The organism is Arthrobacter sp. 05T410 (genome assembly GCF_056396505.1).
The window spans coordinates 104,369-129,508 of record NZ_JBFTLP010000007.1; the positions used below are offsets into that span (position 1 = coordinate 104,369).

21 protein-coding genes and 1 pseudogene are annotated in these 25,140 nt (G+C 67.5%); 17 read left to right on the top strand and 5 right to left on the bottom strand.

Annotation, left to right across the window (positions count from 1 at the left end; translation table 11 throughout):
• Both AC1DFR_RS12150 and AC1DFR_RS12155 read left to right on the top strand, forming a co-directional pair.
• Nucleotides 1-207, top strand: a pseudogene (locus AC1DFR_RS12150) (FHA domain-containing protein); the annotation flags it as partial.
• Between the two features lie 147 nt (nt 208-354).
• The gene (locus AC1DFR_RS12155; RefSeq protein ID WP_476873471.1) at nt 355-2,265 is read left to right on the top strand and encodes an ATP-binding cassette domain-containing protein; all 1,911 of its coding nucleotides are present in this window, start codon (nt 355-357) and stop codon (nt 2,263-2,265) included.
• A gap of 69 nt (nt 2,266-2,334) precedes the next feature.
• On the opposite strand, the gene AC1DFR_RS12160 is transcribed toward AC1DFR_RS12155, so the two are convergent.
• Both AC1DFR_RS12160 and AC1DFR_RS12165 read right to left on the bottom strand, forming a co-directional pair.
• Nucleotides 2,335-4,338: a vWA domain-containing protein gene (locus AC1DFR_RS12160; protein ID WP_476873437.1), complete on the bottom strand. Its 2,004-nt coding sequence runs from the start codon at nt 4,336-4,338 to the stop codon at nt 2,335-2,337.
• Between the two features lie 25 nt (nt 4,339-4,363).
• Nucleotides 4,364-5,752 (bottom strand): sigma 54-interacting transcriptional regulator, encoded by a 1,389-nt coding sequence (locus tag AC1DFR_RS12165; protein WP_476857600.1) that lies wholly within the window; start codon nt 5,750-5,752, stop codon nt 4,364-4,366.
• Nucleotides 5,753-5,900: 148 nt separating this feature from the next.
• Between AC1DFR_RS12165 and AC1DFR_RS12170 the strand changes: the two genes are divergently transcribed.
• From AC1DFR_RS12170 to AC1DFR_RS12195, 6 genes are all read left to right on the top strand, one after another.
• A complete protein-coding gene (locus tag AC1DFR_RS12170) occupies nt 5,901-6,575 on the top strand; it encodes an MSMEG_4193 family putative phosphomutase (RefSeq protein WP_476873438.1) in 675 nt (224 codons plus the stop codon).
• A 43-nt stretch (nt 6,576-6,618) separates the two neighbouring features.
• Nucleotides 6,619-7,320 carry an SCO1664 family protein gene (locus AC1DFR_RS12175; RefSeq protein ID WP_476873439.1) on the top strand — a complete coding sequence of 234 codons (702 nt, stop codon included), beginning with the start codon at nt 6,619-6,621 and terminating at the stop codon, nt 7,318-7,320.
• A 151-nt stretch (nt 7,321-7,471) separates the two neighbouring features.
• Nucleotides 7,472-8,962, top strand: a complete 1,491-nt coding sequence (pdxR, locus tag AC1DFR_RS12180; protein WP_476857603.1) for a MocR-like pyridoxine biosynthesis transcription factor PdxR — start codon at nt 7,472-7,474, stop codon at nt 8,960-8,962.
• 66 nt (nt 8,963-9,028) lie between these two features.
• Complete coding sequence (locus AC1DFR_RS12185; protein ID WP_476857604.1) at nt 9,029-10,159, top strand: sugar phosphate isomerase/epimerase family protein; 1,131 nt, start codon at nt 9,029-9,031, stop codon at nt 10,157-10,159.
• The gene (locus tag AC1DFR_RS12190) at nt 10,156-11,466 is read left to right on the top strand and encodes an MFS transporter (RefSeq protein ID WP_476873440.1); all 1,311 of its coding nucleotides are present in this window, start codon (nt 10,156-10,158) and stop codon (nt 11,464-11,466) included. The genes AC1DFR_RS12185 and AC1DFR_RS12190 overlap by 4 nt, the downstream gene beginning before the upstream one ends.
• A gap of 217 nt (nt 11,467-11,683) precedes the next feature.
• Complete coding sequence (locus AC1DFR_RS12195; protein ID WP_476873441.1) at nt 11,684-12,520, top strand: hypothetical protein; 837 nt, start codon at nt 11,684-11,686, stop codon at nt 12,518-12,520.
• A gap of 162 nt (nt 12,521-12,682) precedes the next feature.
• Here AC1DFR_RS12195 and AC1DFR_RS12200 read toward each other — a convergent pair whose 3' ends face one another.
• Nucleotides 12,683-14,209: a xylulokinase gene (locus AC1DFR_RS12200; protein ID WP_476873442.1), complete on the bottom strand. Its 1,527-nt coding sequence runs from the start codon at nt 14,207-14,209 to the stop codon at nt 12,683-12,685.
• 19 nt (nt 14,210-14,228) lie between these two features.
• The gene (gene xylA / locus AC1DFR_RS12205) at nt 14,229-15,419 is read right to left on the bottom strand and encodes a xylose isomerase (RefSeq protein WP_476873443.1); all 1,191 of its coding nucleotides are present in this window, start codon (nt 15,417-15,419) and stop codon (nt 14,229-14,231) included.
• 224 nt (nt 15,420-15,643) lie between these two features.
• Between xylA and AC1DFR_RS12210 the strand changes: the two genes are divergently transcribed.
• The 9 genes from AC1DFR_RS12210 (at nt 15,644) to AC1DFR_RS12250 (ending at nt 24,321) form a co-directional block, all read left to right on the top strand.
• Complete coding sequence (locus AC1DFR_RS12210) at nt 15,644-15,796, top strand: hypothetical protein (RefSeq protein WP_230010248.1); 153 nt, start codon at nt 15,644-15,646, stop codon at nt 15,794-15,796.
• 10 nt (nt 15,797-15,806) lie between these two features.
• Nucleotides 15,807-17,027, top strand: a complete 1,221-nt coding sequence (locus tag AC1DFR_RS12215) for an ROK family transcriptional regulator (RefSeq protein WP_476849702.1) — start codon at nt 15,807-15,809, stop codon at nt 17,025-17,027.
• 196 nt (nt 17,028-17,223) lie between these two features.
• A complete protein-coding gene (locus tag AC1DFR_RS12220; RefSeq protein ID WP_476871426.1) occupies nt 17,224-18,243 on the top strand; it encodes a VOC family protein in 1,020 nt (339 codons plus the stop codon).
• Between the two features lie 6 nt (nt 18,244-18,249).
• A complete protein-coding gene (locus tag AC1DFR_RS12225; RefSeq protein ID WP_476873444.1) occupies nt 18,250-19,212 on the top strand; it encodes a fumarylacetoacetate hydrolase family protein in 963 nt (320 codons plus the stop codon).
• A complete protein-coding gene (locus tag AC1DFR_RS12230; protein ID WP_476873445.1) occupies nt 19,209-20,252 on the top strand; it encodes a cyclase family protein in 1,044 nt (347 codons plus the stop codon). The genes AC1DFR_RS12225 and AC1DFR_RS12230 overlap by 4 nt, the downstream gene beginning before the upstream one ends.
• Before the next feature lie 87 nt (nt 20,253-20,339).
• On the top strand, nt 20,340-21,464 hold the full coding sequence (locus AC1DFR_RS12235) for an FAD-dependent monooxygenase (protein WP_476873446.1): 1,125 nt from the start codon (nt 20,340-20,342) through the stop codon (nt 21,462-21,464).
• Nucleotides 21,461-22,534, top strand: coding sequence for an amidohydrolase family protein (locus tag AC1DFR_RS12240; protein WP_476873447.1), 1,074 nt, complete (start codon nt 21,461-21,463; stop codon nt 22,532-22,534). Before AC1DFR_RS12235 ends, AC1DFR_RS12240 begins: the two co-directional genes overlap by 4 nt.
• A 10-nt stretch (nt 22,535-22,544) precedes the next feature.
• A complete protein-coding gene (locus AC1DFR_RS12245) occupies nt 22,545-23,543 on the top strand; it encodes a fumarylacetoacetate hydrolase family protein (protein WP_476873448.1) in 999 nt (332 codons plus the stop codon).
• A 1-nt stretch (nt 23,544) separates the two neighbouring features.
• Nucleotides 23,545-24,321, top strand: coding sequence for an SDR family NAD(P)-dependent oxidoreductase (locus AC1DFR_RS12250; protein WP_476873449.1), 777 nt, complete (start codon nt 23,545-23,547; stop codon nt 24,319-24,321).
• Nucleotides 24,322-24,339: 18 nt separating this feature from the next.
• On the opposite strand, the gene AC1DFR_RS12255 is transcribed toward AC1DFR_RS12250, so the two are convergent.
• On the bottom strand, nt 24,340-25,122 hold the full coding sequence (locus AC1DFR_RS12255) for an SDR family NAD(P)-dependent oxidoreductase (protein WP_476873450.1): 783 nt from the start codon (nt 25,120-25,122) through the stop codon (nt 24,340-24,342).
• Nucleotides 25,123-25,140: the final 18 nt, after the last annotated feature.

Below are 25,140 nucleotides of genomic sequence, written 5' to 3' on the forward strand. Positions count from 1 at the left end.
ATGCCGGACCAAGTGCCACCCCCGGACGGAACTGCGCTTTTCGTGCGCGCAAATGGCCGTGAGTGGAGCTTTCCGCCGCAGCAGACAGTTCAGGTTGGTCGGGATGCTGGCGCCGATGTTTCTATCGATGACGATCGTGTCAGCCGCGAACACGTCCGGCTTTGGCACAGCGAGGGCAGATGGTGGGCGGCAGATCAGGCAAGCCGCAACGGCACCTGGGACATGGAGTCGGACCGGGTGCTGGACGGCCCGGTGCCGCTACTCACCGGCGGGCTTCGGCTCCGTCTTGGCGCTATGGACGGACCCGAGGTGCTCCTCATGCCCCACCCGCCCGGACAGCCGGTGAGGCCACGCGTGCTCACTCTCGGGCGGTCGCACTCGTGCGACGTTGTGGTGGATGACCCCCTCGCGTCCCGGAGTCACGCCGTGGTCGAGGTCGGCGAAGCCGCCGTCCTGCGCGACGCCGGCAGCTTCAATGGAACATTCCTCAACGGGGAACGCGTCCACGGTGACGCCCTGCTCTCAATCGGTGACCTCATCGGTATCGGATCGAGCACTTTACTCTGGGACGGCGCCACCGCGGCCATGCCGCCACCGCAACGTCCCGCGTTCAGCGCCCGGCACCTGGAGGTCACCACCAAGACTGGCGCCCACCTGATGGACGATGTGTCCATCACCGTCCCGGCCGGGACGCTCGTGGCGGTCATAGGGCCTTCCGGCGCTGGCAAATCCACCCTCCTGGGCGCCCTTACCGGGCTGCGCCCGGCCACTCGCGGGCACGTCAGCTGGAACGGGCGGGACCTCTACGCCGAGTACGCCCAGCTCCGGTTCCTGGTGGGCCTGGTTCCCCAGGAGGACATCCTCCACCGGCAACTCACCGTCCGCCGCGCGCTCCATTTCGCAGCTCAATTGCGACTGCCCCCAGACACTAGCTCCGCAGAGCGCGACGAACGGGTCAATCAAGTCGTCGCCGAGGTCGATCTGACCAACCAAATCGACCAGCGCATCGATTCCCTCTCCGGGGGGCAACGAAAGCGGACCTCGATCGCCCTCGAGCTGCTCACAGCGCCCCAGCTGCTCTTTTTGGACGAGCCTACCTCCGGGCTCGACCCCGGCCTGGACAAGCAGGTCATGGGCAGCTTGCGCTCTCTCGCCGACGCCGGCCGCGTCGTGCTGGTAGTCACCCACAGCGTCCTCGCCCTGGACGAATGCGACCGTGTGCTGGTCCTCGCCCGCGGCGGACGCGTGGCGTTCTTTGGACCACCGGCCGAAGTACTCCCATTCTTCGGTGTGGACAACTACCCTGCGGCGTTTGCGGCACTCGAGGACCCGACGTGGGTGGGCAAATACGCCCAATCGCCTGCTCGTGACGCGTACATAGGAAGGACCGCTTCAGCCAACGTGCCCGTACCTGTGGGCGACGCGCCCCCTCCGCCCCGCGCGGCCCCGCTGCGCCAGTTGTGGACGCTGATGCGGCGCAACGCCGCCGTCGTCGCCGCAGACCGCCTCTTCGTGGTCCTCCTTGTCGGCATGCCGATGCTGCTCGCCCTGATGGCGCACGCCTTCCCCGGCGAGGCCGGGCTGTCCATGCGGGAGGCCGGGGGCGATCTGTATCAGGTCCAACAGCGGCTCATTGTCCTCGTGGTCGGAGCAGCGCTCATGGGAACAGCCCTCACGGTGCGCGAACTGGTCGCGGAACGGCCCATCTACCGGCGGGAACAGGCCGTTGGCCTCTCCCCTACGGCTTACCTGCTCGGCAAGTTTGTGGTGCTTGGCGCCTTGGTCGCAATCCAGTGCATCCTGTTCACCGTGATGGCTCTCCTCGGTCTGCCGGGACCGGACGATGCCTTGGTACTCGGCAATGGGCACCTGGAGATTGCCGTGGCTGTGGCAGCGGTTGGCGTCGCCATGACCGCCGCCGCGCTGGTGATCTCGGCTGCCGCGACATCGACTGAACAAACCATGCCTGCGCTCGTCGCCTTGGTGATGGCGCAATTGGTCCTTTGCGGTGGGCTGTTCGCTATCCAAGGCCGCGCCGGACTCGAGGAGGTGTCGTGGCTGCTCCCTGCACGTTTTGGCTACGCGGCTGCGGCGGCCACTGTCGGGCTCCAGAAACCGCCAGCACCCGAAGTGGACACGCTCTACGACCCGACAGCCGGACAATGGCTCACAGACACCGGGTTCCTCGGAATTCAGGCCGTCGCGTTCCTCGCACTGGCCTATTGGGCGTTGCACCATTCTGTCAACCGAAACCCTTGGCGGTGAGATCGAACTGCGGTCAAACCCCGACGGCGTGGCCAATTACCCCGCCAGTGGTGGAGAGTCGCCGCGGATCTATTGGGCCCAGTCGGCGTCGTCGTAGGGGCGTCCGCGGAAGTGGGCGCGGAGGTACTCCCCCACCACGGCAGCGCCCAGGTCTCCGGCCTCGGGCGCCACCACGCGGCCGTCGATGCGGCGGGCCATTCGCTGGACGAAACGTTCCAGGGAAGGGTCGTCGCCGAGCCGGAAGAACGTGGCCTGCGTGCCGGCGCGGGCCAGGCGGTCCAGTTCGGCGACCGTCACGCGGATGGTCTCCGGATCCGGCGGCCAGCAGAACCAGGACTCGCCGTCGGCCAGCAGGTGCGCGGTGGGTTCGCCGTCGGTCACCACGAGGAGGACGGGCTGCATCGACGGGTGCTGACGGAAGAACCGGCCGGCCAGCAGCAGGCCGTGGTGCAGGTTGGTTCCCTGCTCCCGCAGGGCCGGCAGGGCCGTGAGCTCGCCAATGTCCATGGTCTGCGCGTAGCGGCCGAACGTGATCAGCTGCAGCCGGTCGCCGCGGAACCGGGTTGAGACGAGGTGGTGCAGGGCGAGGGCGGTACGTTTCATGGGCACCCAGCGTCCCTCGGCGGCCATCGAGAAGGACACGTCCGCAAGCAGGACGACGGCGGCCTGCGTGCGCGCCTCCGTCTCCGTGACTTCGATGTCGCCCACGGCGAGGCGCAGTCCGCGGCCAGGGTCACCGCCGTCGGCGATCGTGCGGCGGATCGCGTTGGTGATGGTGCGGGTGACGTCCCACGGTTCGGCGTCGCCGAACTCCCATTGGCGGCTGGAGCCGGTCTGCTCCCCGGCCGCCCCGGCAACCCGCGTGTCCCGGCGGCCCTGCCGGCCGGAGAGTTGCTTGGCGGTGTCCCGCAACAGGGACCTGCCGAGCCGCCGCATGGCCTGCGGGGACAGCCGGAGATCGCCGTCGGCGCCGCGCTGGAGGAAGCCGCCGTCCTGCATGGCCCGTTCGATCTCCGCGAGGGTGCGGGCCGTCACGGCGGCATTCTGTCCGAGCTGGCGGGCGAGGGCGTCCAGGTCCAGGTCATCGAGGCGTGACCCGCTGTAGGCCTGGGAGAGCTGTTCGGCCAGCTCGTCCAGTTCGGCGATGTCCTGGAGCACGCCGGTGCCGTCGCCGAGTCCGAGTCCTTCCTCGCCCTCGAAGCGTTCGGAGCCGGACCAGTCCTCGCCGGGGCGCAAAGCCTGCAGGTTGGAATCGAGTTGGCCCAGCTGTGCCATAAGCTCGGGCGAGCCGAACGCCTGGGCGGAGAGCCGCATCAGCTCCTCGCGCTGCTCGGCGGACATGGATTGCAGGAGCCGCTGGGCGGCGGCCGCGCGCTGGGCGAGCGCGTCCACCAGCTCCTCGACCGACTGCGGGTTCTCCGGGAAGAACTGGCCGTGCTTGGCCATGAATTCCTGGAAGTCCGCGTCGGTGTCCTCACCGCGGCGGTGTTTGCCGAGGAGCCCGTTGAGGTCCTGCAGCATCTCGGCCACGGCCGCCCGGTCCTCCTCGGTGGCGCCCTCGAGCGCCTCCTTCATACCGGCGAACCGCTGGTCCAGGAGTTCGCGGCCGAGCAAGTCCTTGATCCGCTCGTAGGCCTCCCGCGCGGTGCTCGACTGCCAGTCATAGGAGGCGAGCTCGTTGACCGCCGCCGCCGTGGAGCGCGGCAGGTTCTGCAGTTGCATCTCCCGGAAGGCGCGGTCGGTGTTGTCCATCATCGCGTCGCGGGCGAGCTGCTTGCGCTCCTCCAGCACCGCAGTCTCAAGCAGCTTCTGGACTTCGCTGAGGGTGCCGTCCAGGTTGTGCCGGCCCAGCAGTTCACTGCGCCGCTGCTGGACGCGGCCGGCGAGCTCGTCGAGGCCTTCCCGGTTCCGGCCGCCGCGGCGCAGGAACTCCCGGAGGGCGTGCCGGGGCGAGTAGCCGGCCATGACGTCCTCGGCGACGGCGTCCAGCGCCTCCGCCAGGTCCACCGGCGGGGCGAGCGGATCCGGTCCTCCCGTGTACCGGCCGTACCTGGACCGGTTGTGAGCGGTCATGAGGCCTCCTTAGCCGTAAAGCTGCCTACCCGTAGATTGTCTCCTCGTCGTCGGACTCCTTGGAGATCCGCCGGGCGAGGTAGAGCCCTTCCAGCGCAAGCTCGACGGCGGCGGCGCGCTGCCCGTCGTTTTCCGCGCCCAGGCGCTCACTGATGTCGTCGTAGAGGCTGGATCCGTTGAGGGACGGCAGGTTGTGGAGGAACTCCCGCGCGGTGACCAGTTCCCCGGTGGTGACCGTGGCGTGGCCGTCGAGCGCGGCCACGAGCGGGCCCATGTCCAGGCCGTGGAAGTGGGCCCGGACGGCTTCCGCGGTGGCCATGCGCAGGAGGTGGTCCAGGACGTCCTGTTCCCGGCCTTCCTCGCCGGATTCGAACTCGATCTTTCCGGCGAGGACGTCCACGGCGGCGTCCAGGTCGATGATCCGGGCGACGGCCTCGTCTTCGCCGCGCACGCTGGCCCGGCGCAGGGCCGCCGCGGCAACGGTTTCGGCGCCGGCGATGGCGAACCGCGCGGAAACCCCGGAGGTCTGGTTGACCGCCGGCGACTGCCGCAGCGCCCGGGTGTAGCGGGCCAGGATCTCGAGGATGACGGGCGGGACGCCGGCCACCAGCTGCCCCTCCTGCCGGATGACGGCGACCTCGTCGTCGAGCTCGATCGGGTAGTGGGTGCGGATCTCGGCGCCGAAGCGGTCCCGCAGGGGCGTGATGATCCGGCCGCGGTTCGTGTAGTCCTCCGGGTTGGCGGACGCGACCACCAGGACGTCCAGCGGCAGCCGCAGCACGTAGCCGCGGATCTGGATATCGCGTTCCTCCATCACGTTGAGCATCGAGACCTGGATCCGCTCGGCCAGGTCGGGCAGCTCGTTGATGGCGATGATTCCGCGGTTGGAGCGCGGGACCAGGCCGTAGTGGATGGTTTCCGGGTCCCCGAGACGGCGTCCCTCGGCCACCCGCATCGGGTCGACGTCGCCGATCAGGTCCGCGACGGAGGTGTCCGGCGTCGCGAGCTTTTCGACGTACCGTTCCGAGCGGTGCCGCCACGCCACCCGCAGCCGGTCCCCCTCGGTGAGGGCCAGGGCGCGGGAGTGCTCCGTGATGGGTTCGTAAGGGTGTTCGTTCAGTTCCGAGTCCTCGATCACCGGCGACCACTCGTCCAGCAGCCCGGCCAGGGTGCGCAGGAGCCGCGTCTTGCCCTGGCCCCGTTCGCCCAGCAGGACGACGTCATGCCCGGCGAGCAGGGCCCGCTCGAGCTGGGGCAGGACGGTCCGGCTGAACCCGAACATCCCGGGCCAGGGATCCCGGCCGGCGGCGAGCGCGGCGAGCAGGTTGTCGCGGATTTCGCGGCGCAGGTCCTTGTGGACGTGGCCGGAGGCACGCAGTTCACCAACAGTGAAGATATCGGGGCGATCACTCACTCCTCCACCGTAGACCTCTACCGTGCGGGGAATCGAGGGATTCTTGCAGATTCCTGCGCATTGGGGCGGGGTGCAAGAGAGCCGCCCGGGGTCCCCGGTCCGAGCCTGCGAGGGACGGGGCAGGCGGTGAGCGTTAGGCTGATTCTTGATGACTGCATCAACCGCGCCGAAACCATCTGCCGGGCCCTCACCCGAGCAGCAGGGCACGCTCCTGCTGCTGGTGCGCCACGGGGAGACGCCGACGACGGGCAGGTTGCTGCCGGGCCGGGCACCGGGGCTGCATCTGTCCGACCGGGGCCGGGACCAGGCTGACCGGGTCGCGGAACGGCTCGCGGGACTTCGGGTCGACGGCATCTACTCCTCGCCGCTGGAGCGCACCCGCGAGACGGCGGAGCCGGCGGCGTCCCGCGCCGGACTGGAAGTGACGCACGACGACGGCCTGCTCGAATGCGACTTCGGCGAGTGGACGGGCGCCTCGCTGGCCGAGCTGGCGCGCTTGCGGGCGTGGCAGACCGTCCAGCACAGCCCATCCACCTTCCGTTTCCCGAAGGGCGAGAGCTTCACGGAAATGCAGGCGCGGATTGTCGGAGCGCTTGAGGTGCTGCGCACAGCCCACCCCGGCGGCGTCGTCGTGTGCTTCTCCCACGCCGACCCCATCAAGGCCGCCGTCGCCCACGCCCTGGGCACGCCCCTGGACCTCTTCCAGCGGATCGTCATAAGCCCGGGCTCGGTGTCCGCCATCTCCTATGTGGACGGCCAGGGACCCGCCGTGCTCATGGTGAATTCGACGTCGGAACCCCTCAGCGGGCTGAGGACGCCGTGAATTCGGGACAGACTGTGGGACCGCCAGTGATACGGGACAGCCGGTGTCCGGCCGGGAGCTGACCCTGCTCGCCGGGGGCCGCGTCGAGCTGCTCGGACGTATCCCGCGCAGCAGCAACGAGACGTTCCTCGCCCAGGTCTCCTGCGGGGACGACGCCGCCTATGCGGTCTACAAGCCCGAGGCCGGCGAACGACCGCTGTCCGATTTCGAGCCCGGCCTCTACCGGCGGGAACGCGCCGCCTACCTGCTCAGCGAATCTCTGGGCTGGGGTTTCGTCCCGCCGACCGTGATCCGCGAGGAAGCTCCGCTGGGGGTCGGGTCTCTGCAGTGGTTCATCGAGTGCGACTTCCGCGAGCACTACTTCACTCTGTTCGAGGACGCCCCAGAGACGCACCGCGACCTGGCGCGGATTGCCCTGTTCGACTACGTCGCCAACAACACCGACCGCAAGAGCGGGCACGTACTGCGCGGCGACGACGGACGGGTCTGGGGCATCGACCACGGACTGTGCTTCTCCGCCGCTTTCAAACTCCGCACCGTGATCTGGGACTTCGCCGGCGAACCTATCCCCGATGCCCTGCTCGAGGACATCGCCCCGCTCGCCGAGGCCGCTCCTCCCGAGGTGGCCGGGCTCCTCGACGACGACGAGTTCACCGCCCTGCAGCGCCGCGTCCAGCGCCTGCTGCACGCCCGGGTCCTGCCGGTTGACCGCACCGGCATGCGCTACCCCTGGCCGCTCGTTTAGGCACCCGCCCGTCCGGGTGGCTCGGATATGCCGCCGGGGACCGCGGCCTGTCCAACGATCCCGCCATCTGGCGCAACGTCCGGACGGACGGCCAGCTAGAATCGGGCCCGTAAAATGGGGCCATGGTGAAATCCGCTCCGCGGTTCGCGGGATGAAGAGCGCTGGTGGCCGACTGCTGGCCGGACTTGAGCTCGACCGCGCAGCGGCTGAGCCTTTGCACCAGCAGCTGTATGCGCAGTTGCGCACCCAGATCCTGACGGGTTCAATGCCGAGCGGAACCCGCTTGCCCTCGACCCGCACACTCGTCACCGAGCTGGGAGTATCGCGGATCACTGTCGTGTCTGCGTTCGAGCAACTCACTGCTGAGGGCTTCCTGCGCTCACGTGCGGGTGACGGCACATACGTCGACACCCTGTGGAGCGATGCCGCCCCGCAGCGGCCGATGTCCCGGCCGCCGCTGTCCGAACGCGGAGCCGCCACCTCTTCGCGGGGCACCGACCTGTTCAGCGAGGCGCCGCACACGTGGGCGCCCGCCGAGACCGAATCGTTCGTTGCCAGCCAGGTTGCGTCCTCGGCTTTCCCCGCGGCGACCTGGAAACGCCTGTTGGGGCGCCATGCCGGGCGCACCGATCCGCTTGCGATCGGGTACAGCGATCCCCACGGCTACCGCCCACTGCGGGAAGCGATCGCGGAATACGTCAACGACGTGAGAGCCCTGGGGTGCACGGCGGACCAGGTGGTCGTCACCTCCGGTGCGCAGCAGGCCTTCAACGTGCTGGCGGTTCTCCTGCTCGACGCCGGCGACCCCGTCGTCGTCGAGGACCCGGGGCACATCTCCGGACGGCTCGCCTTCCAGTCCCAGGGCTGTCCTGTCCGAGGCGTCCCAGTCGACGACGAGGGAGCAGTCCTCCCGGACGACGACGCGGCTCCGGCACGCCTGGCCTGTCTGACCCCCGCGCGGCAGCATCCGCTCGGCATTGCGATGAGCCCGGGGCGAAGGGCGGAGTGGATCGCGTGGGCGCAACGGAACGGGAGCTGGATCGTCGAGGACGACTGCGACAGCGAGCTGCGCTACCGCGGGAAATTCCTCCCCACCCTGTTCGGGCTCGATTTGAGCAGGCAGGTGATCACTGTGGGCTCCTTCAGCAAGGTGCTCGCGCCGTCGATCCGCCTCGGATACTGCGTGCTGCCGGAGGACCTGGTGAAGCCGTTCGCATCCGCATCATCGGTCATTGGGCGCCCGCCCGCGATGGTGCTCCAGATGGCCCTCACGGACTTCCTGTCGGAAGGGCATCTGCACGCCCACCTTCGCCGCACCCGGCGTCTCTACGCGGCACGTCAGGACGCCCTGCTCGAAGCAATCGATCACCAGTTGAGCCACAGGATTGAAGCCGCCCCGGTCGACGCTGGCCTGCACGTCATGGGTTGGCTCCGTGAACCGGTCGACGATATCGAGGTAGCCAGGGGACTGGCCGCGGGCCGGGTGTACACCTACCCCCTCGGCGAGTACCGGCTCACCCGGCAGCTCCCCCCGGCGCTGCTAATCGGGTTCGCCGGCACCGCGGAGGAGCACATGCCGCAGGCTGTCGGCAGGATGGCCGCCGCGTGGGACCGATGGGAGCGCATCGCCGCAGGTTCCTGAATGGACTTAACGACTGTGGCCTTAATGGACCTTTTTTGCGATCCATTACCGGCGTACAAATGATGAGTGACATTCGCCACCACCCCTGACACGCCTCCCGAGGAGCCAACGATGCCCCCTGCCGACGCCCAATTTAAGGCGCTCCTAAGATCCCGCCTCAACCAAGAGGAGATCGACTCCCTGCCCCGCCTGACCGACGAGCTGGCCCGGACCCTGATCGAACGGATCGACCGCGCCCCTCTGTTCGCCCACGCCTACGCCCTCCTTGGCAACCTGACCTACGGCGGGTACGGGCCCGATGACGTGCTCGACTTCGCGCATCGGCACGGCCTGGCCGGCGCCTGCATCCACCTCCTCGACGGCGAGGAGCGGAGCCTGGGCCGGATGAGCGAGAACAGGCTTCGCGAGTTCGCCGACCGCGCGCGCCACCTGGGTCTGGGGATCCACCTCGAAATCAGCACCACCCTGCGCGCGGACGTGGACGAGGTAGTCCGCATCGCGGGGGTCCTCGGCGTCCGGCACATCCGCGTCTACTCGCGCTTCGAGGGCACGCTCTCGCAGGTGATGACACTGATCGAGCAGGACCTGCGCCGGCTCGCCGTGCTCGCAGACGAGCACGATCTGCACTTCTCCTTCGAGCAGCACGAGGAACTGCGCTCCACCGAGATCGCCGAGTTGCTGCGCCGGGTCTCCCATCCGCGCCTGCACGCCATGTTCGATTTCGGGAACATGATCAATGCCTGCGAGCGTCCCATGGATGCCCTCTCCGCGCTCGCGCCGCACATCCTGCAGGTTCACCTGAAAGGGGTCCATGTTCTTCCCGAGGGAGACGGATACGGTCACCGCGGTGTCCTGCAGGGAAGCCCTGAGGACGACTTGCCCGGTGCGCGGATGCTCTTCGAGCTCCTGATACTCGGCGAGGACGAGCCTCAGGTCATCGCCCTGGCCCTCGAACAGGAAAATCTTTACTACGCTCCCGCCTTCCGCCACGCCGGCGAAGGCGCGGACCCGTTCATCCCGTACCGCGATCTGAGCACTACCGGCATCCCGCACGGATGGACCCGGGATGAACTGCTCGCTGCAGAACCCGGCTGGGCCGACCACCAGGTGGCCCACGTGAAGGAGCTACTCGCCTCGCTGCGCGACATCGCCGTCGCGCAGCTCGACACAACGAAGTCCCTGGCAGGTGCACGATGACCACATTGACTCAGACCCCCGGGAAGTCCACGAACCGCGTCGACTGGAGCAAGTGGATCCGCTTCGCTCTGCTCGTCATGGCGGGCGGCACCATCTACAAGCTCGCCAACCTCAAGGACGCGTTCTACGTCCCCATGCAGGAGGCAATGGGCCTCAGCCACACTGAGATCGGCACCCTGCTGAGCGTCAACTCGATGGTCGCGACGGCGCTCTTCATCGTCGGCGGCTACCTCGCCGATCGCTTCTCCACGCGGATCCTCATCCCGCTCGGACTCGTGGGCACCGGAGCGCTGGGCCTGTTCCTCAGCACGTTCCCCGGCTTCAGCACGCTCCTGCTCCTGTTCGCGCTGCTCGCCGTGTGCTCGGACTGCCTGGTCTGGCCCGCGTTGCTGAAGAGCATCCGTCAGCTTGGCGGCTCGAAGGAACAGGGGCGGCTCTTCGGCCTCCTCGAGGGCGGTCGCGGCGTCGTCGACACTGCCGTGGCGTTCTCCGCGCTGGGAATTTTCGTCCTGCTCGGTTCGGGTACCGGCGGATTCCGTGCGGCCATTGCCTTCTACGCCATCATTGACGTCGTCGTCGGCGTGCTGTTGTTCCTGCTGCTTCGCAGTCAGCCAAGCAATCAGACAAGCGAGCAGGCGAGCGAGCAGCCCGTGGCGAAGAAGCAGAAGGCCGGCCTCGGCGAAATCTGGCGTGCCGCGCAGCAGCCGCAGCTGTGGTGGGTGAGCTTCACCGTGTTCATGGTGTACGTCGTGTACTGCGGCCTCACCTATTTCATCCCGTATTTGACCTACGTGTACGGGCTGCCTGTCGCGCTGGTCGGCGCCTACGGCATCATCAACCAGTACGGCCTGAAAATCATCGGTGGCCCGATCGGCGGAGTCCTCGCGGACAAGGTGGTCAAAGGTGCGAGCCGGTACATCCGGTTGGCGTTCCTGTGCCTGATCCCGGTGGTGGCGGTGCTGCTGTTCCTCCCGGCCGATCCCGGCAGCCAGATCCCGGCGATGATCGTGACCCTGCTGTTCTCGCTTATCGTCTTCACCATGCGGGGTGTGTTCTGGGCGCCGATGGACGAGGTCGGGATTCCGGAGGAGACCAGCGGCACGGCTTTCGGAATCGCATGCCTGGTCGGTTATGCACCAGGGATGTTCGCTTTCATCGTCTACGGGACAATCCTCGACGCAAATCCGGGAGCCGCCGGTTACCACATCGTGTTCCTCGTGCTCGCGGCGCTCGCCCTCGTGGGAGCGGCCGTGTCCAGCGGGCTCGTGCGAGCCGCCCGGGCCCGACGGGCTGCGGCCGAGGTTTGATCGTGTACCGGACGACGGCGGGGGCTTCCCGCCGTCGTCCGCTTCCGTTTTGGTGAGGTGCTGGACAGCGCGGGCGAGCCGTCGTCGGAGGCATGGATGGCGCCGAAGATCTACCGTGAGAAGCGTCTCAAATTATTACGGCGACAGCCGGAGGCCACCCGCCGGCAGGGTAAAGTTATCTGTTCGTAACATTTATCTGACTGAAATGTGTTTGAAGATGCCTGCAGACTCCGCTAATGAAGACAAGCCGAAACAGCTCCTCGGGCTAAGTGGCACCCAGACTATTGGCTCGGCGTTGGCCGCGGTGACCTCTGCCTTGGTGGGGTCCTTTCTAGGCGTTGCCGGGACGCTTATTGGCGCCGCACTCGGCTCCATCGTTGCCACGGTGGGCGCCGCCCTGTATGCCCGGACACTCAGTTCGGCCGCCACCGTGGCAATGACGAAAATCCCAAAGCGACGCAGGGGTGGACTGCCCGCTGACGACGACGGCATGCTGGCCGCCAGCGCCCCGGCCGAAAGCGAAGGACCTCGAGCCAACCGGCTGAAGAGGCAGGTCACCCCAAAGACCTGGATTAAGATCGGGGCGGTCAGTGCTGCCGCATTCGTGATCGCGATGGTCGGTGTCACTGCAGTCGAATTCGGAACCAATAAGCCCATCTCCAGCCTGGTCTCGTCGGCGTCGAGCATCGACGGTGCGGCTGGCCCCACGACGACGCTGGGCACGGCCCTGGGTGGCACTCCGACTGTCCCGGACAAAACGGACGCATCGACCAAGGACGTGAAGGAAGGACCCGGGCAAATCGCGCAAGTGCCCGGGCAGGTCGAGCAAGGTGCCACCAAGACAGATGGCCTGACCACGGAGGGTAGCCCCAGTGGCGCGGACAGCGGCTCGGCCGGAACCGCAGTGCCGGGAGCCGGCGCACCAAGCGACACCACGCCGGCGGACGTCGCCCCCGAAACCGGCCAGAGCCCGGAGCCTGCCCCCGCAACCGAACAGACCCCGCAGCCCGAGGTGTCCTCGGATTCGGGATCGGCCGAGCAGCCCGCACCGTAATGGCGATGACAGGGATCAAGGACCGATAGGAACCTGTTAGGGATTGCGGGGTCGGGCGGCGGTGTTGTGGCGGCTGGCTCATCCGACGAGGACCACCGTATTCTCAGCGGTCAGCCGGCATTTCGTTGCCGCGATGAAGCAAAGGCATTCACGAGCTCCGACTCAGTTGCCGGGGTCAACGCGGCTGCTCGCCCGCAGGTAGTTTTGCCTGATGGCCGGGTGGAAGTCCGGGGCGGGTGCGGCGTCCACCGCGACCGGCCAATCCGGCCGGTTGCCGCTGGAGGCCCAGACTGCCTGGACGGCAGCACCCCGGGCCACGTACTCCCCCGGGCTCGGGACCACGACCGGCAGGTCGAAGACCTGGGCCGCGATGGCCTGCACCGCGGGGTTCTGCACGGCGCCGCCGATCAGCAGGAGCCGTGTTGCGGGGCTCCCTTGCGCCCGGAGGGCATCCAGGCCGCCGGACAGTCCGCAGAGCATGCCTTCGATGGCGGCCCGGGCCAGATTGCTCCTGGTGCTGGAGGCAATGCTGAGCCCGTGGAAGCTGGCCTTGGCGTGGGGCAGGTTGGGCGTGCGCTCACCTTCGAAGTAGGGCACGAGCACCACGCCGCCGGCGCCGGGTTCGGCGCCCAGGGCAAGTCGCGCAAGTTCGTCGAAGTCCACGCCCAGGATGCCTGCCACGGAGCCGAGCACGCGCGCGGCATTAAGCGTGACGGCGATGGGCAGGTATTCTCCGCTGGCGTCCGCGAAGCCCGCCACCGTTCCGCTGGGATCGGCGACGGCACGGGACGCCACCGAGAACACCGTGCCACTGGTGCCGACGGACACCACCACGTCCCCGGGTTCGGCCCCCAGACCCAGGGCGGCGGCCGCGTTGTCTCCGGCGCCGGCACCGAGGAGAATGCGGTGCCCGGGTCCGGCCGGGCTTGATCCGGACTGGCCGGGCAACTGAGTCGCGGAACCGAAGCAGCCGGGGTGAACCGCCCCGGCGGAGCCGCCGGGGCCGAGCACCCGCGGCAGAACCACGGTGCCTGGATCCCGGTGCCCGGCAGCCCCGCTGGCTTCCCTGGCGTCCCGGCCGAAGGCCAGTTTGAACAGCTCCAGATCGTATTCGCCGGCCGAAGGGCTCCAGTATCCGGTGCCGCTGGCATCGGAGCGGTCGGTGGTGAGCTGGTCCAGGTCCGGGCCCAGCGGGCTGGTTGCTGCCGGACCGTAACCGCGGAGCCGCCAGGTCAGCCAGTCGTGGGGCAGCGCAACAGCCGCCACCCGGTCCGCCAGGTCCGGTTCGTGGTCCCGGACCCAGCGGATCTTGGTGATGGTGAAGGAGGCCACCGGGACCAGCCCGGTCCTGCGGGCAAAGTCGTCCGCCCCCACTTCGTCGGTGAGAGCGGCCGCTGCCGACGCCGATCGGGTGTCGTTCCACAGCAGCGCCGGGCGCACCACGTTGCCGGCGTGGTCCAGCAGCACCATGCCGTGCTGCTGGCCCCCCACCGAGAGCGCGCTGACGTCCGCCAGCCCGCCGGCGTCGTCGAACCCCGCTGACAAGGCCCGCCACCAGTGGCCGGGGTGGACTTCCGTTCCGTCCGGGTGGGCGGCCCGGCCCTCGCGGACCAGCGTGCCGGTGCTGGCGTCGAGGATTACCACTTTGCAGCTTTGGGTGGAGGAGTCGACGCCGGCAACAAGGTTCATGGAAGCAGCCCTCACGGTCTTAGCGGGCGCCGAGCAGGTGCTCGATGAAGAGCTGCTGCAGCTTCACGAAACCGAAGCCCTTGCCGCCGAAGTAGGCGTCGGCGTCGAAGTCCTCGTAGGAGGCGCGGTCGGCGCGGAGCTGTTCGTAGCCTTCGCCCGGGTTGAGGGTGGGTTCGTTGATTTCCGCCACGCGGGAGGACTGCAGCGCGGCCTGGACCTCGGGGTCGGCGCGGAAGGCCTTGGCGCGTTCCTTGAGCAGCAGGTAGGTCTGCATGTTGGCGGCCGCGGAGTCCCATACGCCGTCGATGTCCTCGGTGCGGCTGGGCTTGTAGTCGAAGTGGCGCGGGCCGTCGTAGGCCGGTCCGCCGTCGGGGCCGCCGTTTTCGAGCAGGTCCACGAGGGAGAACGCGTTCTGCAGGTCGCCGTGGCCGAACACCAGGTCCTGGTCGAACTTGATGCTGCGCTGGCCGTTGAGGTCGATGTGGAAGAGCTTGCCCTGGTAGAGCGCCTGGGCGATGCCGTGGGTGAAGTTCAGTCCGGCCATCTGCTCGTGCCCGGTCTCGGGGTTGATGCCCACCAGTTCGGGGCGCTCGAGGGTTTCGATGAACGCCAGGGCGTGGCCCAGGGTGGGGAGCAGGATGTCGCCGCGGGGTTCGTTGGGCTTGGGCTCGATGGCGAACCGGATGTTGTAACCCTTGTCCGTGACGTAGTCGCCCAGCAGGTTCACGGCTTCGCGGTAGCGTTCCAGGGCGCCGCGGATGTCCTTGGCGGCGTCATATTCGCTGCCTTCCCGGCCGCCCCACATGACGAAGGTTTCCGCACCCAGCTCGGCGGCGAGGTCAATGTTGTCCAGGACCTTGCGCAGGGCGAAGCGCCGGACGCCGCGGTCGTTGCTGGTGAAGCCGCCGTCCTTGAAGACGGGGTGGCTGAAGAGGTTGGTGGTGACCATCGGGACGATCATGCCGGTGGCCTTCAGCGCGCCGGTCAGCCGGTCGATTTCGCGCTGGCGGTCAGCCGTGGAGCAGCCGAAGGGAAAGAGGTCGTTGTCGTGGAAGGTGATGCCGTAGGCGCCGAGGTCGCTGAGCCTGTTGACGGCTTCCACCGTGTCCAGCGGCGGGCGGGTGGCGGAGCCGAACTGGTCCTGGGCCTCCCAGCCCACTGTCCAGAGGCCGAAGGAAAACTTGTCGTCACGGGTGGGCTGAATCGCCATTGAATGCTCCGAAGGTAGGTGTGGCTGCTGTTGCGCGGCTGGCGGGGAAACCAGAGGGAATTGTTCTTGACCCAAACATATTATGAATTTTTGCCGTGTCAACCCCGCCAAGCACGGAATGGATACCCGGCTCTGGCCCTGCGGGTGGGTGAATGTTAAGTTGTTCGTAACAGCAATTTGGCCGGCAAATCAAGCAATGAGGCCCTTGGGGGAAGGATCCCACCGTGATTGATCAGATGGTGACCGAACGCAACTGGCCGGAAAACCTCAGCTACGAAACCCATCCGCGCACTGCGTCGGAACCGCAAGACCTCCGGCTGGATTCGGATGAGAAATTCCGCAACGCCTTCCTGGACCGCGCGGTGGCCGGCCGCTGATAGTGTCACGATGATGCCTCCACGTACTCTTGCTTCCGCGGCGGCGAGGGAGCCGGATCCGTCCCGCCGCAACAATTTGTCGCTGCTGACCTCCCTCGTCCACCACCACGGCGTCCTCAGCCGTGCCCAACTGACCCGGCACACGGGACTGAACCGTTCCACCGTCGGGACGCTGATCGGACAGCTCGTTGCGTTGGGCCTGGTCTATGAAACGGCGCCCGCCGGCGAAGGGCACGTCGGCAGGCCGAGTCCGAACGTCCATCCGAGCCCGTCGGTCGCGGCGTTGGCAGTCAACCCAGAAATCGACGCCGTCACTATCGGCCTGGTCAGTCTCGGGGGGAAGGTGCAAAAGAAGATCCGCTTCGACACGGAACGGATACCGAGCGCCCGCGAAGCGGTGAATATCGCATCGGCCGTGATCGCCGGGATGCGCTCCGAGCTGGATGCGTCCTACCGGATCACGGGCATTGGCATGGCCGTGCCGGGCCTGGTCAACCGCGACGACGGCGTGGTCCGGCACGCTCCGCACCTGGGCTGGCGGAACGAGCCGGTCGCCCGAATGCTGAGCGAAGCCACCGGCTATCCGTGCCAGGCCGCGAACGACGCCTCCCTCGGCGCCGAAGCGGAGCTGATTTTCGGCGCCGGCGCCGGGCAGGGGAACCTGATCTACCTCAACGGCGGCGCCAGCGGCATCGGCGGCGGAATCATCTCCGACGGGCAATTGCTCAGGGGCGCCTCCGGCTACGCAGGGGAGATCGGCCATACCTTTGTCCGCTCCGGAGGAAAGCGCTGCCACTGCGGCGCCACCGGCTGCCTGGAAACCGAAGTCTCCCAGTCCCGCCTCCTCGAACTGGCCGGGCTAAGCCGCGGCGACACCGCCGACCTCGAAAAGGCGCTGGCAACCAGCAGCAGTGCTGAGGTGAACGACGAAGTGGCACGCCAGCTCATGTTCCTGGACATAGCCCTGCGCAATGCCGTGAACATTTTCAACCCCGAGGCAATCGTCCTGGACGGCTTCCTGGGAACGCTGTACGCCCTCGCACCGGAGTCGGTGGACGGAGTGCTGCTATCCCAGGCAATGGACGGCCCCGCCGGCCAGGTCGAGATCTACCGTGCAGCGCTCGGTTCTGACCTGATGATGATCGGGGCCGCGGAGCTGGCGTTTACCCCGTTCCTGGCCGACCCCGCGGGCCTCGGCACAACCACCCGCACCGCGCCCGCGGCGGGCTAGGAACCCGACACTGGTTCAAAAGCCGGAGCAGCCGGTACGGCGTTGCGCGCGGATCGACCCCTCAGGCCAACTATCTGCCATACAAATAGGTGGCATCAGTAAACGCCTCTTCACCGAATACCTCTCTTGCCTCAGTCTGGTTACTAGACCTGCAGCGACCCCACTCAAGGCAATCAGTACTTAGAAGGAATTCAACGTGGAAACTCCCCTCTCCCATCTTGCCCACCTCGAAATCACCACTCCCGACGTCGAAGCCTCGGCACGGTTCTACGAGGAAAAGTTCGGCATGCGCATCGTCGACCGGGTGGACGGCAACGTCTACCTGCGCTGCTGGGGTGACTACTACCGCTACAGCCTGGTCCTCACCGAAGGGCCGGAAGCGTCCCTGGGCCGCATGGCCTGGCGCGCCAACTCCCAGACCGCCCTGGCAGCCGCAGCCCAGCGCGTCGAAGCAACCGGTGTCCAGGGCAGCTGGACCGCCGGCGGCCACGGCTACGGCAAGGCCTACGAATTCACCGGCCCCTATGGCCACCCCATGCGCCTCTTCTTCGACGTTGAGAAGTTCGTGGCCGAACCCGGTTTTGAATCCACCTACCCGGACCGGCCGGAGCGCCGCAGCAGCCACGCCGCAGCGCCCCGCTTCCTGGACCACGTCACCGTGGCCTCCTCCGATGTCCGAGGCTTCGCCAAGTGGTACAACGAGGCCCTGGGCTTCCGCGTCATGGCCTTCGTGGACTTGGACGAGGCACCCATCACCGTCTTCTCCGTGCTCACGACCAACGAAAAGTCCCACGACCTGGGCGTGGTCCTGGACACCTCCAGCCGCGCGGGACGCGTCAACCACATCGCCTTCTGGGTGGACGCCACCGAAGACCTGCTCCGCACCGCGGACGTCATGATGGAAAACGGCACCGCCATGGAATACGGCCCCTCCATCCACGGCGTGGGCGAGCAAAACTTCCTCTACTTCCGCGACCCCTCTGGCCTGCGCGTCGAGCTCAACTCCGGCGGATACCGCAACTACGTCCCGGACTGGGAAGCCAACACCTGGAAGCCCTCCGAAGGCTCCAACAACTTCTACAAAAACGGCGCCATGCCGCACTCCATGACCGAATCCTTCCCTCCCGCGGAAGGCTTTACCGCCACCGAAGAAGGCGCCTCCCCCGAAATGAAAGAAGCCCTCCTGAACCCCTACGCCAAGCAGGGACGGGGCTAGGACACCATGGCCGAAACACAATATGCACTCATCCGGTTCCAGGAGACCGGTGACAGCAAGGCCCGCGCGGGCCTGCTGGTCGGCGACCGCGTCGTGGCCCTGAATGAGGAGATCAATACACTGATCGAGCACTGGGACACCACCGAGAGCCAACTGGACGCCATCGCCGCATCGGCCGGCGAGGACACCGGCCTGGCGATGGCCGACATCGAGGTCCTCGCCCCGGTAGTGCCTGTCCAGGTCCTTCAGACCGGCGCCAACTACCGCAAGCACGTCATCGACCTCGCCGCAGCCCACCGCGAACCCGGCCAGGACGAGGACGAAGTCCGGGACCGGACCGCCGCGATGATGGACAAGCGCGCGGGCCAGGGAACGCCGTACTTCTTCATCGGGCTGCCGACGGCGATCGCGTCCGCCACGGACGACCTCACCCTGCCTGCCTACTCCAAGTCCCACGACTGGGAACTTGAACTGGCCGCGGTGGTCGGCAGGACGGCGTTCCGGGTCACCCCCGAGGAAGCCCTGGACTACGTCTTCGGCTACACCATGGTCAACGACATCACAACCCGTGAGTACGTGTTCCGCAAGGACATGCCGGCGATCGGCTCGGACTGGTACCGCGCCAAGAACGCCCCCGGCTTCCTGCCCACCGGACCGCTGCTGGTACCCGCCAAGTTCTTCGGCGACCCGCAGGACGTCCAGGTCACGCTGAAGCTCAACGGCAAGGCCATGCAGGACGAGTCCACCTCAGACATGATCTTCGGTGTCGCCAAGCTGATCAGCGAGGCCTCCCAGATCATGCCGCTGCGCCCGGGAGACCTGGTGCTCACCGGAAGCCCCGCCGGCAACGGCCAGCACTGGGGAAGGCTGCTCCAGGACGGCGACGTCATGGAGGGCACCATTACGGGCCTGGGCACCCAGCTCATCCATTGCAAGGACGAAGTTGTCACTGAAGGCAGCCAGCAGTGACCAGCCAGGACACAGCACCAACCACCACCGGCACCGGGGAATCAGCCACCGATTCCCCGGTCATCCGGCGTGACGATCCGCTCGGCAGCATCCGCGCCATGGCCGAATTCCACAACAACTGGGGCCGCTGGGGCCAGGACGACGTCCTTGGGACCCTGAACTTCATCGACGCGGACAAGCGCATTGAAGCAGCAGCCCTGGTAAAGACGGGCGAGGCCTTCTCGCTGTCCCAGCCGTTCGACACCAACGGCCCGCAGAAGGGCTGGCGGCGACGCACCAACCCTGTCCACACCATGACCGACACCGGCGTGGACGCCGAACGCGGCAACCAGGGCTTCCCGCACGGCTTCGGCGGCGCGGACGACGTCATTGCCATGCCGCTGCAGTGCTCCACCCAGTGGGACGGCCTCGGCCACATCTTCGACCAGGGCAAGGCCTGGAACGGCCGCGCCGCAGGGGACGTGGTCACCTCCGAAGGCGACCTGGTCACCGGCATCGAAACCGCCGCGGCCAAGATCGTCACCCGCGGCGTCCTGCTGGACGTCGGCCGCGCGCTCGGACCCGAACTGGGAAGGAACGACGGCGAGCTGCCGGACGGTTTCGCCATCACCCCCGAACACCTCCAGCGGACCATCGACCTGCAGGGCCCCAGCTCAAAGGTTGGCCGGGGCGACATCCTTGTGATCCGCACCGGACAGCACACCCGGGTGCGCCGCGACGGCTGGGGCGACTACGCCGGCGGCTCAGCCCCGGGGCTGTCCTTCAGCACCGCACCCTGGCTTCACCGCAGTGAAATCGCGGGGATCGCCACGGACACATGGGGTTTCGAGGTCCGGCCCAACGAGTTCGACGGCGCCTTCCAGCCCCTCCACCAGATCGCCATCCCCAACCTTGGGCTGTTCCTCGGCGAAATGTGGGACCCGGACGGCCTCGCGGAGGCTTGCGCGGCAGACGGCAGGTACGACTTCCTGCTCACCGCGGCGCCCCTGCCCATTACCGGCGCTGTCGGATCGCCCGTCAACCCGATCGCCCTCCGGTAATCGCCGTCCGGTAATCGCCAGCGGCAAGATAGATACAACAGCACCACAACCATCATCAGTCAGGCCGTCAATACAAAGGAGTCAGCGATGGCAGCAGTACAGAACGTCGGAATCGTCGGGGCGGGAGCCGCGGGACTGACCGCCGCCATCCTGCTGGCCGACGCGGGAATCCAGGTTGAAATCCTGGAGAAGGCCGATGCCCCGCAAACCCTTGGCTCTGGAATCACATTGCAGGGGAACGCCCTGCGGGTCCTCCGCCAGCTGGGCGTCTGGGAGCAAATCGAGGCGAAGGGCTACGCGTTCAGCACCCTCGGCCTGCGCGCCCCAGACCCCGCCGGCACCGTCATCGCCGTATTGGATGACATGCGGACCGGCGGCGACGACCTGCCAGCCACCCTGGGCATGTACCGCCCCGACCTCACCGCCATCCTCCGCGAGCGTGCCGGGCAGGCAGGCGCACGGATCAGCTACGGCAAGACGGTCACCGAAATAACGGACGACGGCGGTTCCGTCACCGTGAGCACCTCCGACGGCGGCACCGACCGCTACGACCTCCTGATCGGCGCCGACGGCCTGCACTCAGCTGTCCGCAAGGCCATCGGCATCGATGTTGAACCCCGGTCCACGGGCATGGGCATCTGGCGCGCGTTCGTGGAACGGCCGCAGGACGTGGTCCGCACCGACCTGACGTACGGCGGCCCTTGCTTTATTGCCGGCTACTGCCCCACCGGCCCTGACACCATCTATGCCTACCTCGTGGAAAGGGCCCAGGAGCGCAAACACGAGGACGGCCCGCGCATTATGGCCGAACTCGCCGCAGCCTACGGCGGCCCATGGAACGAGATCCGCGCCAACCTGGACCAGAGCGCCCGTATCAACTACACCTGGTTCACTACCCACCTGGTGGACGGGCCGTGGAACCGCGGCCGCACCGTCATCATCGGCGACGCCGCCCACAGCTGCCCGCCAACCATCGCGCAAGGTGCTGCCATGGCAATGGAAGACGCAGCCGTGCTGGCCGATCTCCTGATCGGCGCCGACGAGATCACCGAGACACTCTGGAAAGAGTTCGCCGACCGCCGACTGGACCGGGCAAAAGCAGTGGTCGACGCCTCCGTCCAGCTGGGCCAGTGGATGCTCGACGGCGTCCGGGACGCCAACGTGCCGGGCCTCATGCATTCAGTCTCCAGCTTGGTTAGGGAGCCCGCATGAGCACCGGCCCTGCTGAAAAACCCACCGTGGACGTCCACGCCCACATTCTGCTTCCGGCCCTGCAGCAATTGGTGGCCGAAGCTGATCCCAAGGGCTTCGGCGCTCAACAGGCCCTGGAAGTCCGGCGCAACGGACCAGAGTCGATGGTCGCTTCGGGAAAGATGATCAAGGAGCGCTGGCCGCAGCTGACGGACTTGGACCGCCGTCTTGCGGACATGGACGCCCAAGGCGTGGACGTGCAGCTCGTCTCGCCGTCGCCGTCGCACTTCTACTATTTCGCCGCGGAAGAGCTGGCCCTGCAGGTTGCCAGGGCCGCCAACCAGGCGGTGCGGGAGTTCGTGGCCCGCGCCCCGGAACGGCTGAACGGCCTGGGCCTGGTCCCGCTGCAGCACCCTTCCTTGATGGTCGAAGCCCTGGAACACGCCATGCTGGAGTGCGGGTTGCTAGGCGTGGAAATCGGCTCGTTCGCCGCCACCCCCGCCGACCCGGAGCGCAGCACCGTTGAGCTGTCCGACCCCAGGCTGGAACCGTTCTGGAGCCGGGCCGAGGAGCTTGGTGCCCTGGTCTTCCTGCACCCGTTCGGCTGCTCGCTGGACGAGCGGCTGGACCGCTTCTACCTCGCCAACACCGTCTCCCAGCCCGCGGAAAACGCGGTGGCCCTGTCCCACCTGATCTTCAGCGGTGTCCTGGACCGGCACCCGAGCCTGTTGGTTCTGGCCGCGCACGGCGGCGGCTACCTTCCCACCAGCCTTGGCCGCTCCGATCACGCCTGGAGGGTCCGGCCGGAGGCACGCGGCTGTGCTGAGCCGCCGTCGTCGTATGTGAAGAAGCTGTTCTTCGACTCCCTGGTCCACAGCCCGGCTGAACTGCGGGCGCTCGTGGCCGCCGCTGGCCCGGAGCAGGTCCTGCTGGGCTCGGACTACCCGTTCGACATGGGCTCCGACCGCCCCGCGGCCGAGGTCATCGAGGCACAGCTTTCCGCCGAGGACGAGGCCAGGGTGCTGTCCGGCAACGCCGCTGCCCTCGGCATCACGCCCGCTTCCCTCCTCGCCGCCCGCCGCACAGCTTAAGGACTTTTTTATGGTCAAGATTGCTAGCTGGAACCACGACGGCGGGACGCAGTCCGGCTTCGTTGACGGCGGTAACTGCTATGCCCTCCCCGCAGGCCACACGGTCCAGACACTCCTGGAAGCAGGGCTCGAGGAGACCCTGGGTTTGGCCCGGCGGATCATCGGGTCTGGCCCGGCCGTTAGGCTGGCGGACGTGCGGCTGCTCGCACCGCTGGCGCCCGCCACCATTCGGGATTTTGTCGCGTTCGAGGAACACGTCGAAGGCGTGCGGAAGAGCATCGACGGCGTGGCCGGCGTGGTGCCCGAATGGTACGAGGCGCCCACCTTCTACTTCACCAACCCGCATACGGTGACCGGCACCGGCGAGGTGATTGGTATTCCGGCGGGTTGCGAGGATCTGGACTTTGAAACCGAAGTCGCCGCCGTCGTCGGGCGCGTCCCCGGAAGCGACGGCCGGAACCTGACTGCAGCGGAGGCGCACCGGCACATTTTCGGCTACACCGTCCTCAACGACTGGTCGGCGCGGGACCTGCAGCGCCGGGAGATGAGAGTCAGCCTGGGGCCGTGCAAGGGCAAAGACTTCGCCAATACGCTGGGGCCTTGGATTGTCACCGCGGATGAGTTCGAGGACCTGCACGACGCCGAGGGGTTCCTGCCGATCTCCATGGCCGTGGAAGTCAACGGGAATGCCATCGGCCAGGACCTGCTGTCCAATATGGGTTGGCCGTTCGCCGAGCTAGTGGCCTACGCCTCGCAGGACTCCGTGGTCCGGCCCGGCGATATGTTGGGCTCCGGCACGTGCGGCAGCGGTTGCCTCGCGGAGCTCTGGGGACGGAACGGCGCGAAGACTCCCCCGCCGCTGAAGACGGGAGACGTGGTCCGCATGACGGTGGAAGGCATCGGGACTATAGAGAACACGGTAGGTGAACGCCGTAACGCCGGGACCCTGGTGCGTGCCCGGCAGCGTCCGCGCAACCGGGTCGCCTCTGCGGTTCCTTCCGGGACGTAGGGTGGTCTCCCTTCAGCTCGATGGCCGGACCGTGATGGTCACCGGCGCTGGCCAGGGCCAGGGCGCTGCCGAAGCGCACATGCTGGTGGAGGCCGGGGCCCGCGTCATTGCCACAGACCTCGCAGTGGACATGCCGGCCGAGCTGGCCGCCGTGTCATCGTCTTCGGCCGGTGCGCTGGTGTACCGGCAGCTGGACGTCAGCGATGCCTCCGGCTGGTCCGAACTCGCTTCCTGGATCGAGTCCCATGGGTGGCAGGTGGACGGGTTGGTCAACAATGCAGGCATCACCCAGCGGAGCCGGTTGCTGGATGCCTCTGTGGCTGACCTGCAGCGCGTCTATGAAGTCAATGTCGCCGGATGCCTGCTGGGGATCCAGGCGCTCGCACCGCTGATGGGCAGTGCCGCATCCATCGTCAATGTCGGTTCCGTCGCAGGCCTGACCGCGCACTATCCGGTGGCCTATACCGCCAGCAAGTGGGCGTTGCGGGGACTCTCGCAGGTGGCGGCCATGGAACTCGGCCCGCGGGGGATCCGCGTTAATACTGTCCATCCGGGCTTCATCGAAACGCCCATGACTGCGAGCGCCAAGCCGGAATTCAGGCAGGCCACCCTGGCCGAGACCCCGCTGGGCCGCACTGGAAGCGTGGAGGAAGTGGCCGGCGTCGTGCTGTTCCTCCTCAGCCCGCTCTCGTCCTTCGTGACCGGTGCCGAGATCCCGGTGGACGGCGGCCAGTCGGGCCACGGCGGAGCAAAGTCTGTCTCCGACGCCATGCGCTGACGCGGTGCACGATTCCAACTAGCCCGGCAGCACGGCCGACCAGCCGCCGTCGACCATCAGGTTGGCGCCCGTCACGTATGACGCTTCGTCGGAGGCCAGGAACAGCGCGCATTTGGCCACTTCTTCCGGCGTGCCGATCCGGCCCAACGGGATGCTGCCGGCGATGGACCGCATGGGGTGGTCGGCGGCCAGGAGGTTACCCTCGGTCGCTGCGGTGCGGATCATTCCGGGGCTGACAGTATTGACGCGGAGTCCATGCGGAGCCCCTTCGGCCGCGAGCTGCCTGGTCATGGCCACCACGGCCCCCTTCGTGGCGGTGTGGGCCAACCGGCCGTTGGTCATGGAACCGGTAATTCCTGCCGTGGATCCCACCAGCACGATGGCGGCGTTCTGCACCCGGATCAGTTGTGGCCAGAAGTATTTGACCGGCAGGAAGACCACATCCATCTCGTGTTCGACATTCCACTTCCAGTCGGCAAACGTGAGCTGCTCCACCGGGGCGAAGCGGGTGACCGCCGCGTTGGCATACAGGATGTGCACCTGGCCGTGGTTTGCGGCTACGTCCTGCGCCCATGCCGCCACAGCGGCCTCGTCTGTGAGGTCAACCCGGCTGCTGCTCATCCGGCCCCCGGCGGCGGTGACCTGGCGGACGGTGGCCGCGGCGCCGTCGTCGTCCATGTCACAGCCCACCACCACGGCGCCCGCCTCGGCGAAGACGAGCGCCGCCGCCCTGCCTTGGCCGCTGGCCGTTCCGGTGATGACGGCGGTCTTGCCGTCGAGGCGCTGGCTGGAGACAGGCATGGGGGATCCCTTTCGAAA